A 17,142-nucleotide genomic window follows, 5' to 3' on the forward strand; every position below is an offset into this window, starting at 1 on the left:
CTGCGAGACGCGAAATCGGGTACTCATCGGCGGGCCGCGCTCAGTACGGGATGACTTCGAACCCCTGCGGGAGGACGAAGCCCAGCAGGAGGAACAGCGCGCCCGCGATGGTCGCCGACGCCACCGCGTAGGGAATCTGGGTCCTGACGTGGACCATGTGGTCGCTCCCGCTGGTCGAGGACGCCAGCACGGTCGTGTCGGAGATGGGCGAGGAGTGGTCGCCGAAGATGCCGCCGCTGAACACCGCGCCGAGCACCAGCGGGAGGTTCGCGCCGGTCGTGAACGCCACCGGGATGGCGATAGGGAACATGATGCCGTAGGTCGACCACGAACTCCCGTCGGCGAAGCTGATGGCCGCCGTCGCGAGGAAGACGATGAGCGGGACGACCTCGGGCGGGACGCCCGAGAACCAGTCGGTGACGAAGCTCGAGATGCCGAGCGTGGTGACGCTGTTCTGTATCGAGGAGGCGAGCGTGAGGATGAGCGCCGCCAGGAAGATACCCTTGAATCCTCGAAGCATCGCGCTGGTCGCGTCGTCGTTGCTCGGGATGTCGCCCCGGAGTCGATAGAGGACGAACGCGACGACCAGCGCGGTGGTCGCGGCCAGGCCGAGTTTCACGCCGCCGATGTTGAACGCCCACGCGCCCTCGGGCGGCACCATCAGGCTGTAGCCGCCGAGCGAGAACAGGACGTTCTCTGGCGCGCCGGGGATGTGGACCACCGGGCTTCCGCGCCAGAACATCGCGCCGAGGCCGACGACCACCATCGCGGCGATGGGAACCGCGAAGTTGCGCCAGTCGGGGTCGGCGGTTTCGGCCATCTCGTACTCGTCCATCTCCTCGGAGATCATCGGGTCGTCGTCCGGGCCGACCACGCCGCCGCCGTTTCTGGCGCGGTGCTCCTCCTCGCCCATGCCGAGGACGTTCGGGACCACCTGCCAGGCCACGCCTGCGGCGATGACCAGCGCGGCCCACGAGTAGAAGCCGAAGAAGAGGCTGTTGAAGAAGAGCGGCCATATCTCGGAGGTGACCGCCTGCGGGCCGTTGTTCGACGCCTGGACGAACCCGCTCAGCCCGCTGGGTAGCACGCCCTGGCTCCGGGCGGATTCGAGGCCCGCGCCGATGAAGCCGATGAGCGCCGCGCCCCACGTCGAGTAGAACGCCAGACGGGACGCCGGACTCCCCGCGCTGTCGACGTAGTAGGCCAGTTTGGCCCGCGAAACCTGGTAGCGGTCGGTCAGCGGGCGCATCATCGACCCGACCACCAAACAGTTGAAGTAGTCGTCGATGTGGACGGCGACGCCGGCGAGGAAGGCGGCCTTCTCGGCGTCGGCCGGGGAGTCGGCCCAGTTCGCCAGCGCTTCGAGCACGCCCTGGATCGCGCCCGCCCGGATCATCAGTCCGATGGTGCCGCCGATGGCGAAGATGGCCAGCAGGACGTTCTCGACGTACCACGCGTCGTTGAACAGCGGCGCGGTGGCGACGAGAGTGGGTATCAGTTTCAGTCCAAACAGCGCGCCGACGACCGGCGCGAGCGGCGTCCCGACGATGTCGGGCGGGACGCCCACCGCGCTGGCGGCGGGCCGGAGCGCGCCGTACACCGGACCAGTGCTCGCGATGCCGACGAACAGGCCGATGATGGCGTCGCGGGTGATCCACGCCAGCGAGATGGCCAGAAGCGCGGGCACGATCGACCAGACGCCCGCGTCGATGGTTTCGAGAGCCATTTACCGCGAGTATGGTAGTTTCTACCAGATAGAGGTTTCGACCGATAAAAAGGCCAAACGGCGAGAAAGTGTGCGATTCTAAGGTTTCGGTGTCGATTTCGAAACGGGTCGAGCGGTCCACGGCCCTCGCCGAGAGACGACGAAACGCGACGGCCGGGCGACGCGTCGCCCGGCCGTCGCGCTATCCTTCCCGGCCCGCGACGTTGCCGACGCCGGGGATGGCCACTCGCCGCTCGACGGTCCCCATCAGCTTCGACGCCGTGAGGACGAGTCCGAGGTACAGCAGCGCGGCGAACGCGTAAATCGCGGTGAACTCCAGGGTCTCGGAGGCGATGGCGTCGGCCCGCTCGAACAGTTCGGGGACGGTGATGAACGCCGCCAGCGAGGAGTACTTGATGAGGTAGACCAGTTCGTTCGACCAGCCCGGTATCGCGTAGCGGAGTCCCTGCGGGAGGACGACGTAGCGAATCCCCGATAGCTTCGACATGCCGATGGCGCGGGCCGCGGTCAACTGTCCGGAGTCGACGCTTTCGACGGCGGCCCGGATGTACTCCGACTGGTAGGCCGAGCCGTTGATGGTGAAGCCGATGATGGCGACCCAGACGGCCTGGTTCGGGACGAACCCGACGCCGACCAGCGGCAGTTCGCGAATCCAGGCCGACAGCCCCATGCCGTAGTAGAGCACGAACAGTTGGGCGAGCAGCGGCGTCCCGCGGATGAGTTCGGTGTACGCGAGCGAGAGCCACGCCGTCTTCTCGCCGTACACTCGCATGACCGCGAGCGGAACGGCGAGGACGAACCCGAGCGCGATGCTGGTCACCGTCAACACCAGCGTCAGCCACGCGCCCTTCGCCAGCGCGGGCAACGCCGACGCGCCGGTCGCGAGGAACGAGAACAGCCCCGCGACCTGCGCGACCGGCCAGCCGAGGACGCCGAGCGCGTCGGCGGTCGCCGACAGTGAGTCGGCGATTCCGGCGAACGTCGCGGCCGGAACCAGCGGTTGGCCCGGCGGAACGACGGCCCCGGCGAGCAGCCAATCGTTGACCCACCGGAAGACGAGCCACCCCCAGAACAGCGCGGCGGCCGCGACGCCGAGCCACTGGCGGAGTCCGAAGGAGCGCCACCGCGGGCGGGCCGTCGCACGGCGAGTTGCGTCACTCATGGTCGCCGTGGGCTGTACCGAGGCGGCCGAGGAACTCCCCGGTCCGGGCCTGCTCGGGGCGTTCGAACAGTCGTTCCGGCGGGCCGCGCTCGACGATGGCGCCGTCTTCGAGGAAGGTGACGGTGCTGGCGGCCGACCGGGCGAACCCCATCTCGTGGGTGACCACCAGCATCGTCATGCCCCGCTCGACCAGTTCGCGCATCACGCCGACCACCTCGCCGATGAGTTCGGGGTCGAGCGCGCTGGTCGGTTCGTCGAACAGCATCAGTTTCGGTTCCATCGCCAGCGCGCGAGCGATACCGACCCGCTGTTGCTGGCCGCCGGATAGCTCCGCCGGGTAGGAGTCGGCCTGGGCCGCGAGGCCGACCATCTCGAGGTGCTCGTCGGCGACCCTCCGTGCCTCCTCCTTCGAGAGTCCCTTGACCCGCCGGAGACCCAGCGTGATGTTCTTGCGAGCGGTCAGGTGCGCGAACAGGTTGAAGTCCTGGAACACCATCCCGATGTTCCGCCGGAGTTCGTTCACGTCGGCGTCCGGACCCGTCACGAGTTCGCCGTCGAGGTAGACGTCGCCCGAGTCGACCTCCGTGAGGCGGTTGATACACCGCAACAGGGTCGACTTCCCGCTCCCGCTCGGGCCGACGACGACTTCGACGTCGCCCCGTTCCATTTTGAAGCTCACGTCCCGGAGGACGCGCTCGTCACCGTAGCTCTTCGAGAGGTTCTCGACGCGTAGTAAACTCACGTGGAATCACCGGTTGGAATCGCAAAGATGCGGCCGACGTAGTCCAGCGTCCGGTTCGTGGCGAACGTCAGCACGAAGTACACCGCGCTGGCGAACAGGATGACCTCCAGCACGGCGTTGGTGTTCTGGACGAACAGGTCGTTGCTCCGTGTCAGTAGCTCCGAGAGGCCGATGGCGAACGCGACGCTCGTGTCCTTGAGGACGATGGTGAACTCGTTCTGGAACCCCGGAATCGACCGGCGGAGCGCCTGCGGAACGACGACGTGGCGAATCGCCTTCAGCCGGGACATCCCGACGGCGCGGGCGGCCTCCATCTGGCCCTCGTCGACGCTCTGTATCGCGCCCCGGAAGATCTGAGACTGGTAAGCCGCGCTTCGGAGTCCCAGACCCAGGACGGCGGCGAGGAACGCGCTCCCGATGTTCGTCCCGAAGTAGGCGAACAGCAGGATGACGACGATGGGCGTCCCTCGGAGGACGACGCCCACGGTTTCGACCGCACCGCTGGCGTATCGGCCCCCGTACACCTCGACGGTGCCCGCCGGGAACCCCGCGAGGAAGCCGAGCAGGATGCTGGCGACCGTCAGCGCGACGGTCAGCACCGTCCCGCCCAGCAGGTACGGGACGTTGTCGAGGACGAACGCCCAGTCGCTCGACAGTAGGGGGTTCAACACGGCTCTATGAGTCGCTGAACCACTTGTTCCGGATTTCGGCGTACTTGCCGCTGTCGCGAACCGCCTTCAGGCCGTTGTTGAGCGCCTTCTGGACGTCGCCGGCGTTCTCGCGCACGCCGAAGCCGTACTGCTCGCCGGTCTTGTACGTGAACGCGATGGAGACGTCCCGCTCGCTCTGGAACGTCTGGGCGACCGGCTTGTCGATGACGATGGCGTCGATGTTGCCGTTTCCGAGGTCCTCGACCGCCAGCACGTAGCTCCCGTAGGAGTTGTAGTTCGACTGCTTGAGTTTGCCCGTCGAGATGAGTTTGTCCTTGATGATGCCCTCGCCCGTCGTCCCCTTCTGGGCGCCGATGGGGTGGCCCGAGAGGTCGGCGAGTTTCGACGGCGAGAAGTTCCCGCCCTTGCGCACGAGGACGGACTGGTCGGCGCTGTAGTAGGGGTTCGAGAAGTCGATCTTCTTGTCGCGCTCGTCGTTGATGGTCATCGCGGCCGCGATGACGTCGATCTTGTTGCTGCCGAGTGCGGGCGTGAGCCCCTTGAACTCGAACTCCTCCCAGCCCGAGAGGGTGTACTCGCTCTCGGAGACGACCGCCTCCAGCAGGTCGATGTCGAAGCCGACGAGTTCGCCGCCCTTCTTCATCTCGAACGGGGGGAAACCGGGCGCGGTGCCCGCAGTCAGTTTCTTGTTGCCCCCCCTGCCCGTGATACCGCCGAGACAGCCGGCGGTTCCGGTCAGGCCCGCGACGCCGCCCGCTCCGACGACCTTCAGATAGGTCCGACGGTCCATATCGACGGAAGTTCTGCGTTCCATACTGCCAAAGGAGGAAGAGGACGCTTTTGAACCTTTCTCACCCGGATTCCCGTTCAAGAATTGCGGAAAACGGTCCGTTTCAAGAATGGTTCCGAAGGGCGTTCAGGCACGAAGTGAACCGACGGCGGAGGCCCCTCGGACGTCTGTTCGGCCTCGTAGGACCACAGCGTCGTCGCCACGAGCGCGAGAACGGAGTTTCGTCCGCAGAACACGACCTGAAGACGAAACCCGGGAGGTCCAACTGATTCGGGCCGGACCTACAGTACCCGCTGGAGGAACTGCTTCGCCCGGTCGGTATCAGGGTGGTCGAAGAACTCGGCCGGCGTCCCCGACTCCACGATTCGGCCCTCCGACATCAGCACCACCCGGTTGCCCACCTCGCGGGCGAACCCCATCTCGTGGGTCACGACGAGCATCGTCATCCCCTCCTCGGCGAGTTCGCGCATGACTTCCAGCACCTCGCCGACGAGTTCGGGGTCGAGCGCCGAGGTCACCTCGTCGAACAGCATCACCTCGGGGTCCATCGCGAGCGCGCGGGCGATGGCGACCCGCTGTTTCTGCCCGCCCGATAGCTCCGCAGGGTACGAGTCCATCTGGTCGCCGAGACCGACCTCTTCGAGCAGGTCCTCGCCCGTCCGGCGGGCCTCGGCCTCCGAAAGACCCCGCACTCGGACCGGCGCGAGCGTGACGTTCTGCAGGGCGGTTTTGTGCGGGAAGAGGTTGAAGTGCTGGAACACCATCCCGACCTTCTGGCGGAGTCGATTCACGTCCACGCCGGGCGCGGTGATGGACTCGCCCGTGATGCGAATCTCGCCGTCCTGAATCTCTTCGAGGCGGTTGGCGCAACGCAGGAGCGTGGACTTCCCGCTTCCGCTCGGGCCGACGATGACCACGACCTCCTGGTCCTCGACGGCGAGGTCGATGTCCTTGAGGACGTGCGCCTCGCCGAAGTACTTGTCCACGCCCTCGAACTCGACCTCGGGAACGTTCAGCCGTTGTGCAGTCGTCTCCTCGCTCATACGGTGACCCTCCGTTTGTCACGACGACGGCGCGTCATCCGCCGGTCCCCCACTCGGCGCGGTCTTCGAGGTACTGGACGAGTCGCATCAGCGGGAGCGTGATGGCCAAGTACGTCACGGCGACGAGGACGATGGGTGTCCACGCGTCGAACTGGTTCGAGTTGATCTCGCGGAACACGGTGATGATCTCCGGGAAGGCGATGACGGTCAACAGCGAGGTGTCCTTCACGAGGATCACCTGATCGTTGCCGATGGCCGCCAGCGCGTTGCGCCACGCCTGTGGCAGGATGATCTCGCGCATCGAGTCGACGTACGACATCCCCAGCGAGCGCGCGGCCTCCATCTGGCCCTCAGGGACGGCGTTGATGCCGCCTTTCACCGCTTCGCCGACGTACGCGGCGTGATTCAGGGTCAGCGCGACGACCGCCGTGATGAACGTCCAGTCGACGAGGAGGACCGGCGGTGCGACGGCCCAACCCTCCGAGATGGGGAACTCCCCCGGCGGCCACAGCGACGGGATGCCGAGGTAGATGATGAACAACTGGAACAGCAGTGGCGTCCCCCGGAAGAACTGGACGTACGCGCTGGCGATGGCGTGGGTTAGCGACGTGCGCGAGACGCGACCCAGGCCGACGAACACCCCAGCGGTGACCGCGAAGACGCTGGAGATGGCGACCACGATCACCACGCGCAGGAACGCCACGACGAACCGGGGCACCACAGCGACCAGCAGGTCGTAGTCCACGTATTCTAGCAGGATGAGTGCGATGAATCCGAGGATGACCGCCGTGAACACGAGTGCCACCGCCATCCCGGCCCACTTGACGCGTGCGTCGGTCAGGAGTCCCTCGTCGGTCGCGGCTTCCCCGCCCCGCTCGTCGGCGTACGATTCCGCCATTCGGGATTACCCGCTGGAGTTCGTGGTTTCGGTGGCGTTCCTGGCGGTCCCGTTGGCCGCGGTCGTCCCTGGTGCCGGCCGCGCCCGCGAGAGTATGCTCTGCGGCGGCGCCCCCGTGAAGTACTTCCGGTATATCTCTTCGTACCGGCCGCTCGCGATGACCGCGTTGAGCGCCTCGTTGACACGCTTGCGGAACTGGTCGTCGTTCTCCCGAAACGCGATGCCGTAGCGTTCGACTGTCAGCGTGAGGTACGGCGGCGCGCTCTCGAACTCCTTGGCGGCTTGCCCCTCGCCCTGCAACATCACGATACTGTCCCGTTCGTTGGCGTACTGGAGATTGACCGCGTTGTCGTTGATGACCGCGACGGCCTGATTGTTCAGCAGAGCGCTGAACGCGCCCGGAATCTGGTCGTACGCGTCGATGTTGAGATTGCCGTTAAACTGCTTTTTCAGCTTCTGGGCGGCGGCCTCTCCGGTCGTCCCCTTCTGGACCGCGACGGTCTTGCCCTCGAGGTCCTCGACGCTCTTGATGTCGCTGCCCTTCAGAATCGCCACGGTCTGGTAGGCGATGAAGTACGGTCGCGAGAAGTCGACCTGCTGGTCGCGCTGGTCGTTTATCGTCATCGCCGACATGATAATTCGGAAGTTCCCGTTGTTTAGACTCGGGATGATGGTGTCGAAACCCGTCTGAACGAATTCGTAGTTCCGATTCATCTGCCCTGTGAAGATGGCCTCCGCGAGGTCCACGTCGAAGCCCGTCAGCTTCCCGCTCTGCGTCCGGTACTCGAACGGCTTGTACGGGATGTCCGAGCCGATTCTGACGGTTTGCTGGTCCTGCGCTCCGGCGAGACCCCCGAACGCGAGTCCGCCGGCGACTCCTGCACTCCCCTTGACAAACGACCGCCTGTCGATGTCCATTCGTTTTCCCCCGATGTCACGTCCACCCGATACCATATAATCGTTGGCGCGAAACGTCCAAATTCGGACGGTAGAGGCGTTAAAATCAGCGTTTATCGTCGGACGACGACTTGTTCAGTCGTCACTCGGATAGCCGGCGGCCGAGTCGGCCGTGCGGGCGTCGGGCGAGCGCTCGGCGTCGTAGGACCACAGCGTCGTCGCCACGAGCGCCGCGAAGATGACCAGCGCGGCGGCGTGGTGGGCGACCTGCACGGCCGGCGTGTACGCGAGCACCGTCGCGCCGCCGAGCAGCACCTGGACCGGCGTGACCACGAGCGCCGCCGTCGCGGCCCACCGAATCCGGGACTCGGCGTGGTACTTCCACGCGCCGACCGCGGTGCCGATGATGAAGAAGCCGGTCACCATCGCGACCAGGCGGTGGAACCACTCGACGAAACTCGGGAACGTCTGGGGGAGCAGGCCGCCGTCGCAGAACGGCCACTGGGCCGAACACGACAGGCCCGCACCCATCGCGGCGGTGTAGACGCCGAGCAGGATGAGCGCGAACGTCAGGGCCGTGGTCGCGGCCGCGAGGTGACGGAAGCGAGCCATCAGCGCCCACCTCCGGCGCGAGTCGGCCGCCGCGGTCCGGGCCGGGTCGGTCGCACGGAACGGGTTCGAGCGGACATGATCTCTCCCTCGGACGTTTCGAGCGGTCGTACTTAGGCCTGTCCGAGTGCGTCCGAGCGACTCCGAGCGAGCGCCTACCGAATCTTGCGGACGTTACTCACGTCGAAGCCACCCTCGTGAATCTCGGTCTCGAAGCGGACGATGTCCTCCTGCTCGATTCGCGAGAGCACCCCGCGGAACTCCCGGACGAACATCACTCGGTCGCGCTCGTTGCCGCCGGTCTCCCACTCGAAGGCGATGGTGCCGTCGGCCGCGCCCATCAGGCTCCCCATCTCCTCGTCGGTCAACGCGTCCTGGTTGACCAGCACGAGGATGAGCCCGTTCCAGTCCCGGGAGGCCTTCTGGAGGCCCTTGACGAGCAGCGAGATGTCGCTCCAGTCGAGGTGTTCGGTCGGCGCGCGTGCAAGGTCGGTCAGCGAGTCCAGCAGGACGAGGTTCCCCGCCGCGTGCTCGGTCAGGTAGCTCCCCAGCGCCTCCAGCACTCCGCGCCGGTCGCTCCCCTGTCCGAGGTCGGTTATCGACTGGGTTCGGCTGGTGTACCACTCGCGCGGAATCGCCGACAACTGGAAGTACTCCTGGCTGAGGTCCTCGAAGGAGACGGCCTCGACGGCCGATTCGACCAGTTCGTCGCTCATCGTGTACTCGATCTCTCGGCGGAGTTCGTCGCCGCTGGCCGTGAACGAGACGTAGTGAATCTCGTCGGGAACCGCCGCGCGGTCGTCGACGTCGCCGTAGTGGAGTTCGAACTGGTCGGGGTCGGCGTGCGCCAGGGCGTTGACGGTCGCCGACGTGTAGCAGAACTCTCGGGCGCCCGCGCCGGCCTCGCCCGCCAGCACGACGACGCTCCCGGGGGGCGCGCCGCCGCCGATGATGGCGTCGAGCTGCGAGACGCCGAACGGGATCCTGTCCATGCTACGGCGTTTCGTCGGGAGCGCTTGGGTTTTTCGCCTCCCGAAGTCCGGCGAAGCGACGCGCCCGCGAAGGTTCAAGTGTAATGGCGGGACCAACTCCCGGCCGACGCCTCGCGCAGTTCGCCGTCGCGGCCGGGTGCGGTGATAATCGCTAGATGCGAGCGAACGGAGTGAGCGAGCGTATTCTTTTTTGGTCCAGGTTTTTTCGTCGTCGGATCGCCGAGCAGGCCTTCAGCCTGCTCGGCCACCACTCCTCAAAAAAAGGTGGGTTACTACCGTCGAATCTCCGCGCCTTCGTTCCGCGGTTCGGCGACCAGCACGTCGCCGCCGACGCCCGCCTCGGCGAGCGCGACCTCCGCGGCCTCGCGGGCCTCGGCCGCGAGGCCGCGGTTGGTCACGCCGTAGACCGCCGGCCCCCACGACGACTGGCCGGCCCCGGAGACGGCCGGCGACCGACCGAGTTCCGCGACCACGTCGCCGACGGGCGGGCGGTAGGTCCCGCCCTGCTCGTCGGCGTACCACGCGCCGTTGAGCCGACCGATCTCGGCGACCGCGGCGCCGAAGGTTTCCCAGTCGCCGCGGGCGACCGCCGGGAGCACCCGTCGTGTGACGACCGCCGCGATGTCGTCGGCGATGGCGGGGTCGGCGTTCTCGACGACCGAGCGCATGCTCGACTCCTCGTCGTCGCCGCTCCGGCCAGGTTCCGAGTCGGGGAGGACGACGACGAACCGCCAGTCGGCGGGCACGTCGTGGCGGGCCGCGACCAGCGGGACCGACCACGACCCCCGAGCGGGACGGTCGGCGGTGAACCGCTCGGTCGGGTGACCGGCGTCGAGGACGAACCCGCCCGACTCGAACGCCGCCACGCCGACGCCGCTCCGGCCGCCGCGGTCGAGTTTCGGCGCGCGCTCGCGGACCCGGGGGTCCCGGTCGTGCGCGACCGCCACGGCCGCCAGCACCGCGAGCGCCAGCTGGGTTCCGCTCCCGAGGCCGACGTGGGTCGGCAGCGTGCGCTCGACCGAGACGGTCGCTCCGGAGACGCCGAGCGCGTCGACTGCGCGCTCGGCGTACTCGCGGGCGCGGTCGTGGTCGCAGCGGACGCCGTCGGCGGGGTCGGCTTCGACCACCACTCGAGGGGTATCGAGGGACGTGCCGAGCGACCCGTACAGCCGCTCGTGGGCCAGCGAGAGGTTCTGGAAGCCGAAGTGCAGGCGGGCGCCTGCTGCGACGCGAACCATGTCCCGGCGTTCGGTTCGGGGGACGTTCCCCGTTCCGGCAGTGGCAAAAACTGGTCAGGTCAACTCGCCCAGAACGTGGTCGGCGACGCGGGTGACGCCGTTCTCGTGCCGGGGTTCTTCCGGCGGGTGACGGACCGCGCGAGCGACGTGGGCGATGGAGTGTTCGACCTGGAACCCCCGCACGCCGCGGCGTTCGAGGACGCGGGTCACCCCGTGTTGCTCGTCGGTGAACGGATAGACGACGCAGGGCGTGCCCGCGACCGCGGCCTCCATCACGGTGGAGTACCCCGAACAGACCACCACGTCGGCCGCTCGAATCCACGGCAGGAGCGACGGCACCGCTTCCCAGTCGTCGCCGCCGACCGCCGTGACGTCGTGGCCTTCGGTCCGGAGCGTCTCGGCGAGTACGTCGAAGTTGGTCGAGTAGACGCTGGGGACGACCAGCACCCCAATGTCGGCGTCGGGTTCGGGACAGTTTGGAGGGTCGAGCGCGATGGGCGGGACGTGGGTCACGCTGGGCGGGTCGCCGTCGTCGGGCGGCCACACCGCCGGATAGAGGAACGCCTCGGCGGCCCCGAGCTGGTACCGGTTCAGCAGCCAGGTGAACACCTGCTCGACCGCGGCGTCGTAGTAGGAGGCGGCGTTGTGCGTGACGATGTAGAGAGAGGTGCCGGTCAACGACGCGGCCATCGCGCCGAACATGTCGTCGGTGACCAGCGCCGCGGGGTCCTCCCGGCGGAGCCAACGGGCGAGGTCGCAGACGCGCTTGCAACTGTAGGGCAGACTCCGGGTCACCACGCGGCCCAGCGACCCCTGCTGGTAGTCGCCGATGTAGTCGACCGGCGCGGCCCGGAACACGTCGTACCCGTTGCACTCGATGAAGCGAGAACCGGGGCCGCCGCCCGCGAGGGTGACCGGCACGTCGGCGTCCTCGAACGCCTGCGCGATCGCGAGCATGCGAGTCGCGTGACCGGCACCCTCCGGATAGTGTGCGACGGCGACCGTCTGGTCCATGCCCATCCTTCGACGGCCGTGCGAAAAGTATGTTCCCATTCTAGGATTTCATCGGTTCGCCGACGGGTCGACAGAGGCCCGCAGTGGAGTGTCCCAGGGCATTCGTTTCCCGAGGCGACCGGCGGAATGCGGGACCGCGGTCGCCGACTTGACTGCGGGTTGAGAACACGTACCGCGGTCGTCTGTCGCCGGGGTCGAAGTCAGTGAACCTCCGGCGGACGACGACGCCGGCCGTCGCTCCCGAGCGACGCCGTCAGTAGTCGCCAAGACGGTTCGACGACCCCTAGATAGTAGAAAAAGTTATATCATACCGGTGTTGAATTTGCGCGAAATGAGCGATGGTGGAGTGCGATACCGAAGCGAGCAGGCCGGCGGCGAGGACGACGGGCCTGCCGAGTCGCCCGAGGACGACTTCTCGGACTTCCTCGGACTCCTCCACGAACTCAAAGTAGACGGTTGCAACATCCTCGTCGTGGGCGACGCGCGTCGCGAACTGTTCACGCGGGCGAGCACGAGCCTCCTCGGCGACGCGAGCGCGCACCGCTACCGCGTCCTCGCGGTCACCGACGCGAGTTCCCGGAGCGTCGCCGACCGCTTGCCCGCGCCGGAAACGACGCCTCAGCCGCTGTCGACGACGACGAAGCTGGTGAGCCACGCCGCGCCGCCGCGGTCGCTCTCGGCCGACGCCGACGCCGACGTCCGGTCGGCGCTCGCCGACATTCCGGAGGCCCACGTCGCCGACCCCGAACTCACGGGCCTCCGGGACGAACTGGTCGACGGGATGGCAAGGTTCGAGCGGCGGGCTGACGGCGGTCTCCGACCGGCGGAGTTACGGGTCGGCCTCGACTCGCTGTCGGCGCTGCTCGACCGCTACGACCGCGAGGTCGTCCGCGACTGCGTCGACCGGGTCACCGCGCGCGCTCGGGCCTACGACGCGATGGCGCACTACGTTCTTCCCGAACCGTACGGCGGCGACCGCGTCCAGTCGCTCGTCGACGGGTTCGACGCCGTCATCGAACTCCGGAGCGTCGACCCCGCGGGCCGGGGCCACGACGCCGAGGAACGGTGGCACGTCCCCGACCGCGACCTGACGATGGACTGGCTTCCGCTGTGAGAGTACCGTCGCCGTCACGGTAGACGCCGACCGATTCGTCCGTCGCAGTCGACTCGCGTCGCCAGCGCTCGACACACCATGCACCCACAGTTCGAAACGCTCGCCGCAGGGACCGGACTGGTCACCATCGACCCCGTCGAGAGCCGGCGGTTCGTTCTGTTCACGGCCGACCGCGTGACCCCGGTCGAAACCGACGTCGGCGGCTTCGTCTTCCCTGTTTCGGCCGCTGTCGCGGTCGAAACCAGTCGAGTCACGCTCCCCTACAACCTCCCGGTCACGATCCGGGACGGCGACGGCGACCACGTCGCCGACGTCGCCCACGAGACGAACCGGACGTTTCCCCCGGGGACGCACCTCCTCGAACTGAGCGCCCCGATAAAGCTCTACCTCCGGGTCGAGGGCGAACTCGCCGTGACCGCCGACGCCGACCGGGTACGATTCGACTTCGGCGAATCGACCCGCGTCGGCGTCGGCGCGCGGTCGTTCCACACCTCGCCGGTCGCGACCCTCACCGTCCCGGACGACCCCGAGTCGCTCCTTCGGGCGGTTTCGACGTTCTCCTCGGCGCTGAAGACCACGACCTGCGAGCGGTCCTGGCCGACGCTCCGGGGCCACCCGCCTCGGGTCGAAATCGGCGACGAACTGGCGATTCCCGACGGCCTGACCAGACCGGAGACGGGCGTGATCGTCCACGTCCCACCGGAGTACGAGTACGTCTACCCCGTCGCGCCGCTGGCGTACTACCTCGGCGCGGACGTGGTGCCGGCCGAGACGCCGCGCCTGACCACCGACGCGGGACTCGTCCACCGACTCGACACCGACCGGGGGTTCGAAGACGAGGTGATTCGAACCCTGCAACGGACGTTCGCCCTCGACTGCGTGACTCGGACCGAGGGCTACTACCCCGTGGCGTTGCACGAGCGGCGCCTCGCGGAGTCGAACCCGGCCGTCGACCTCGACTTCGCCGCGCTGTACGACGCCCCGCTGACCGCGCAACTGGAGGCGTACCTGTCGGTCCCCTTCGAGGCGGTCGAGGAACTGGTGCCGACGTGGCACCGGGTCACCCACGTCCGACCGACATCCGACAGCGCGGAACTGCTCCCCCACGTCGTCGACGACCTCTCGCTCGTCCGGGCGCGGACGCCCGCCGACCCCGGTTCACCGTCGCCGACCGAGCGCGTGGCGAAGGAGGCGGTCGGCGCGTTCAAACGCTCCGCCGGGGGTCGTCCCGACGGCGGAACGGTTCGCTCGGGCGACGCAGCGGGGTCGGGAGAGGGACTCGGACCCGGCCACGGGGAGGGCCGCGGCGTCCCCGGCCCCGGCGGGTACGTTCCGATGCCCGACATCGACGAGGCCATCGAGCAGGCCTGGGTCGGCGACGGCACCCCCGAACGCGGCGCGAAACTCGTCCGGGAGGCCTTCGAACACCCGCAGGGCGAACCCACCGACGGCACCATCGACGTGACCGTCGTCTGCAACGACGAGGAGATGCGCGCGGAACACGACACCGTCGCCGACGTCTACGGGACGCGCGAGGTGGTGCCGTTCGACCTCGACTGTCGGTTCGGCGTCGAAACCGACGAGCTCCGGGACCTGCTGGCGGCCGACACCGACCTGTTCCACTTCATCGGGCACATCGACGGCGACGGGTTCGAGTGTCCGGACGGGGTCGTGGACGCTACGACGCTGGCGAAGACGGGTGCGACCACGGCGCTGTTGAACGGCTGTCGCTCGCACGACCAGGGCGTCGCGCTGGTCGAGCGGGGGACGAAGGCGGCCGTCGTGAGTTTAGCCGACGTCGGGAACCGCGGGGCGTCGGAGGTCGGGGAGACGCTTGCGAGGCTGTTGAACCACGGATTCGGAACCGGGAGCGCGCTCGAACTTGCCCGCGAGTACACCTCGATCGGCAGAGATTACGTCGTCGTCGGCGACCCCAGTGTCGCTATCGCACAGCGGTCGGCGAACACGGCGATGACCTACGACATCCGGACAGGGTCGGCCGACGGACTGGAGATAACGCCGATGGTGTATTCGACCCGCGTCGGTGTCGTCGGAAGAATCGTGCGGTCGCACCTTCCGAAAGACGAGACGTACTTCCTTCGGTTCGGTCGCCTTCCGACGATGACGAGCGATTGGAAGCGGGTCAGACACGTCTTGGGCGATTCCGCTCCGCTCATCGTCGACGGGGATTTGCAGTGGTATAGAACGTTCTTCGACGGCCGGTGACCGCTACGGTCCGACGATAGCGACGCCGCCACCCGCCGACGCGTTTCCGCACGCGCCGAGGACGAGAAGCACCATCCAGAGCGCGCCCATCAGTTTCGGATTCTCTGCGAGCCATCCCGTGAGTCGGTTCGTACCGGACATACCACTTACTCCGACACTGCTAGATAATGAACAAGTTTCTATTACTTCATGACAGTAATGTCCAGTACTAAAGTGGTCGCGAAGAAACCCGGGTGCGCCGTCTCGCCTCGTCGACGCAACGTTTGTGCAGGTACGACAACTTAAGCCGCTTCGCCGCCACTGCTCCCGATATGACCGAGAAGGACGAGCGACTCCGCAGCACCGAAGTCACCGAAGGGGTCGAGCGCGCGCCCCACAGGGCGATGTTCCGCGCGATGGGCTACGACGACGAGGACCTCTCCTCGCCGATGGTCGGCGTGGCGAACCCCGCCGCCGACGTGACGCCGTGTAACGTCCACTTGGACGACGTCGCCTCGGCGGCCTACGACGGCGTGGACGACGCGGGCGGAATGCCCATCGAGTTCGGCACCATCACCGTCTCGGACGCCATCTCGATGGGGACCGAGGGGATGCGCGCCTCGCTCATCTCCCGAGAGGTCATCGCCGACTCGGTGGAACTGGTGGCGTTCGGCGAGCGCATGGACGGCCTCGTCACCGTCGCGGGTTGCGACAAGAACCTCCCGGGGATGATGATGGCGGCGATTCGAACCGACCTCCCGACCGTCTTCCTCTACGGCGGTTCCATCCTGCCCGGCGAACACGAGGGCCGGGAGGTCACGGTCCAGAACGTCTTCGAGGGCGTCGGCGCGGTCGCCGAAGGGTCGATGTCCGAGGACGAACTCGACGACCTCGAACGCCACGCCTGTCCGGGCGCGGGGTCGTGCGGCGGGATGTTCACCGCGAACACGATGGCCGCCATCTCAGAGGCGCTCGGCCTCGCTCCCTTGGGCAGTTCCGGCGCGCCCGCCGAGTACGAGGAGCGCTACGAAATCGCCGAGGAGTCGGGCGGACTCGTCCTCGACTGCATCGCTGAGGACCGCAAGCCCTCCGACCTGCTCGAGAAGCGCTCGTTCGAGAACGCCATCGCGCTCCAGGTCGCCATCGGCGGGTCGACCAACGGCGTGCTCCACCTGCTGGCGCTGGCCGCGGAGGCCGGCGTCGACCTCTCCATCGAGGAGTTCGACGAGATCTCCCGGCGCACGCCCAAGATCGCCAACCTCCAGCCCGGCGGGACGAAGACGATGCTCGACCTCTACGAGCAGGGCGGCGTGCCGGTCGTGATCCGCCGTCTCGTCGACGCCGGCCTGTTCGACGGCGACGCGAAGACCGTGACCGGTCGGACGATAGCCGAAGAGCTGGCGGAGCTCGACCTCCCCGCGGACGACGCCATCGACGCGGAGTTTATCCGGCCCGTCGCCGACCCGTTCCACGAGGAGGGCGCCATCAAGATTCTCACCGGCAACCTCGCACCCGACGGCGCGGTGTTGAAGGTCACCGGCGAGGACAACTTCCATCACGAGGGTCCCGCCCGGGTGTTCGAGAGCGAGGAGGACGCCATGAAGTACGTCCAGGAGGGCCGAATCGAGTCGGGCGACGTCATCGTCATCCGCAACGAGGGACCCCGCGGCGGACCGGGCATGCGCGAGATGCTCGGGGTCACGGCCGCGGTCGTGGGCGCGGGCCACGAGGACGACGTGGCGCTGCTGACCGACGGCCGGTTCTCGGGGGCGACCCGGGGCCCGATGATTGGCCACGTCGCGCCCGAGTCGTTCGTCGGCGGCCCCATCGGCGCTCTCGAAGACGGCGACCGCGTGACCGTCGACATCGCCGACCGCACCCTGGCGGTCGACCTCGACGACGACGAGATCGAGTCTCGACTCGACGCGCGCGAGAGCCCCGAACCCGCGTACGACAACGGCGTGCTGGCGAAGTACGGCGCGACGTTCGGGTCGGCCGCGAACGGCGCGGTCACCAACCCGGGCGCCAAGCGCGAGTGAGC

At 67.7% G+C, this 17,142-nt stretch carries 16 protein-coding genes; 3 read left to right on the top strand and 13 right to left on the bottom strand.

From position 1 onward, the window contains the following. Positions 1-40 precede the first annotated feature (40 nt). The 12 genes from NGM07_RS06870 to NGM07_RS06925 form a co-directional block, all read right to left on the bottom strand. A complete protein-coding gene (locus NGM07_RS06870; RefSeq protein WP_253518726.1) occupies positions 41-1,726 on the bottom strand; it encodes a Na+/H+ antiporter NhaC family protein in 1,686 nt (561 codons plus the stop codon). A gap of 181 nt (positions 1,727-1,907) precedes the next feature. After that, a complete protein-coding gene (locus NGM07_RS06875; RefSeq protein WP_253518728.1) occupies positions 1,908-2,888 on the bottom strand; it encodes an amino acid ABC transporter permease in 981 nt (326 codons plus the stop codon). Further along, on the bottom strand, positions 2,881-3,630 hold the full coding sequence (locus tag NGM07_RS06880; protein WP_253518731.1) for an amino acid ABC transporter ATP-binding protein: 750 nt from the start codon (positions 3,628-3,630) through the stop codon (positions 2,881-2,883). Before NGM07_RS06880 ends, NGM07_RS06875 begins: the two co-directional genes overlap by 8 nt. Continuing rightward, the gene (locus tag NGM07_RS06885; protein WP_368410247.1) at positions 3,627-4,301 is read right to left on the bottom strand and encodes an amino acid ABC transporter permease; all 675 of its coding nucleotides are present in this window, start codon (positions 4,299-4,301) and stop codon (positions 3,627-3,629) included. Before NGM07_RS06885 ends, NGM07_RS06880 begins: the two co-directional genes overlap by 4 nt. 4 nt (positions 4,302-4,305) lie before the next feature. Beyond that, positions 4,306-5,115, bottom strand: a complete 810-nt coding sequence (locus NGM07_RS06890) for a basic amino acid ABC transporter substrate-binding protein (protein WP_253518734.1) — start codon at positions 5,113-5,115, stop codon at positions 4,306-4,308. Positions 5,116-5,372: 257 nt separating this feature from the next. Beyond that, a complete protein-coding gene (locus NGM07_RS06895) occupies positions 5,373-6,134 on the bottom strand; it encodes an amino acid ABC transporter ATP-binding protein (RefSeq protein WP_253518736.1) in 762 nt (253 codons plus the stop codon). A 34-nt stretch (positions 6,135-6,168) separates the two neighbouring features. Further along, positions 6,169-7,032 (bottom strand): amino acid ABC transporter permease, encoded by an 864-nt coding sequence (locus NGM07_RS06900; RefSeq protein WP_253518737.1) that lies wholly within the window; start codon positions 7,030-7,032, stop codon positions 6,169-6,171. A 6-nt stretch (positions 7,033-7,038) separates the two neighbouring features. After that, positions 7,039-7,944 (bottom strand): basic amino acid ABC transporter substrate-binding protein, encoded by a 906-nt coding sequence (locus NGM07_RS06905; RefSeq protein WP_368410279.1) that lies wholly within the window; start codon positions 7,942-7,944, stop codon positions 7,039-7,041. Between the two features lie 120 nt (positions 7,945-8,064). Further along, positions 8,065-8,541, bottom strand: a complete 477-nt coding sequence (locus NGM07_RS06910; protein ID WP_253518741.1) for a COX15/CtaA family protein — start codon at positions 8,539-8,541, stop codon at positions 8,065-8,067. A gap of 152 nt (positions 8,542-8,693) precedes the next feature. Further along, positions 8,694-9,530 (bottom strand): RAD55 family ATPase, encoded by an 837-nt coding sequence (locus NGM07_RS06915; protein ID WP_253518743.1) that lies wholly within the window; start codon positions 9,528-9,530, stop codon positions 8,694-8,696. Between the two features lie 272 nt (positions 9,531-9,802). Continuing rightward, entirely contained in the window at positions 9,803-10,768 is a 966-nt protein-coding gene (locus NGM07_RS06920; protein WP_253518745.1) for a beta-ribofuranosylaminobenzene 5'-phosphate synthase family protein, read from the bottom strand. Positions 10,769-10,822: 54 nt separating this feature from the next. Next, on the bottom strand, positions 10,823-11,782 hold the full coding sequence (locus tag NGM07_RS06925) for a glycosyltransferase (RefSeq protein ID WP_253518747.1): 960 nt from the start codon (positions 11,780-11,782) through the stop codon (positions 10,823-10,825). A gap of 331 nt (positions 11,783-12,113) precedes the next feature. On the opposite strand from NGM07_RS06925, the gene NGM07_RS06930 reads away from it, so the two are divergent. Both NGM07_RS06930 and NGM07_RS06935 read left to right on the top strand, forming a co-directional pair. Then, a complete protein-coding gene (locus NGM07_RS06930) occupies positions 12,114-12,896 on the top strand; it encodes a DUF7504 family protein (RefSeq protein WP_253518748.1) in 783 nt (260 codons plus the stop codon). Between the two features lie 78 nt (positions 12,897-12,974). Next, positions 12,975-15,122: a CHAT domain-containing protein gene (locus NGM07_RS06935; protein WP_253518750.1), complete on the top strand. Its 2,148-nt coding sequence runs from the start codon at positions 12,975-12,977 to the stop codon at positions 15,120-15,122. A gap of 3 nt (positions 15,123-15,125) precedes the next feature. On the opposite strand, the gene NGM07_RS06940 is transcribed toward NGM07_RS06935, so the two are convergent. Then, on the bottom strand, positions 15,126-15,263 hold the full coding sequence (locus tag NGM07_RS06940) for a DUF7503 family protein (protein WP_253518753.1): 138 nt from the start codon (positions 15,261-15,263) through the stop codon (positions 15,126-15,128). A gap of 170 nt (positions 15,264-15,433) precedes the next feature. Between NGM07_RS06940 and ilvD the strand changes: the two genes are divergently transcribed. Then, on the top strand, positions 15,434-17,140 hold the full coding sequence (gene ilvD / locus NGM07_RS06945) for a dihydroxy-acid dehydratase (RefSeq protein ID WP_253518756.1): 1,707 nt from the start codon (positions 15,434-15,436) through the stop codon (positions 17,138-17,140). The last annotated feature ends 2 nt before the right edge of the window (positions 17,141-17,142 follow it).

It is taken from the genome of Halorussus vallis, from assembly GCF_024138165.1.
Classification (GTDB): Archaea; Halobacteriota; Halobacteria; order Halobacteriales; family Haladaptataceae; genus Halorussus; species Halorussus vallis.

Coding starts and splice junctions, on each gene's coding strand:
- NGM07_RS06870 (WP_253518726.1), bottom strand. CDS start 1,726: ATGGCTCTCGAAACCATCGACGCGGGCGTCTGGTCGATCGTGCCCGCG.
- NGM07_RS06875 (WP_253518728.1), bottom strand. CDS start 2,888: ATGAGTGACGCAACTCGCCGTGCGACGGCCCGCCCGCGGTGGCGCTCC.
- NGM07_RS06890 (WP_253518734.1), bottom strand. CDS start 5,115: ATGGAACGCAGAACTTCCGTCGATATGGACCGTCGGACCTATCTGAAG.
- NGM07_RS06895 (WP_253518736.1), bottom strand. CDS start 6,134: ATGAGCGAGGAGACGACTGCACAACGGCTGAACGTTCCCGAGGTCGAG.
- NGM07_RS06900 (WP_253518737.1), bottom strand. CDS start 7,032: ATGGCGGAATCGTACGCCGACGAGCGGGGCGGGGAAGCCGCGACCGAC.
- NGM07_RS06910 (WP_253518741.1), bottom strand. CDS start 8,541: ATGGCTCGCTTCCGTCACCTCGCGGCCGCGACCACGGCCCTGACGTTC.
- NGM07_RS06915 (WP_253518743.1), bottom strand. CDS start 9,530: ATGGACAGGATCCCGTTCGGCGTCTCGCAGCTCGACGCCATCATCGGC.
- NGM07_RS06920 (WP_253518745.1), bottom strand. CDS start 10,768: ATGGTTCGCGTCGCAGCAGGCGCCCGCCTGCACTTCGGCTTCCAGAAC.
- NGM07_RS06925 (WP_253518747.1), bottom strand. CDS start 11,782: ATGGACCAGACGGTCGCCGTCGCACACTATCCGGAGGGTGCCGGTCAC.
- NGM07_RS06930 (WP_253518748.1), top strand. CDS start 12,114: ATGAGCGATGGTGGAGTGCGATACCGAAGCGAGCAGGCCGGCGGCGAG.
- NGM07_RS06935 (WP_253518750.1), top strand. CDS start 12,975: ATGCACCCACAGTTCGAAACGCTCGCCGCAGGGACCGGACTGGTCACC.
- NGM07_RS06940 (WP_253518753.1), bottom strand. CDS start 15,263: ATGTCCGGTACGAACCGACTCACGGGATGGCTCGCAGAGAATCCGAAA.
- ilvD (WP_253518756.1), top strand. CDS start 15,434: ATGACCGAGAAGGACGAGCGACTCCGCAGCACCGAAGTCACCGAAGGG.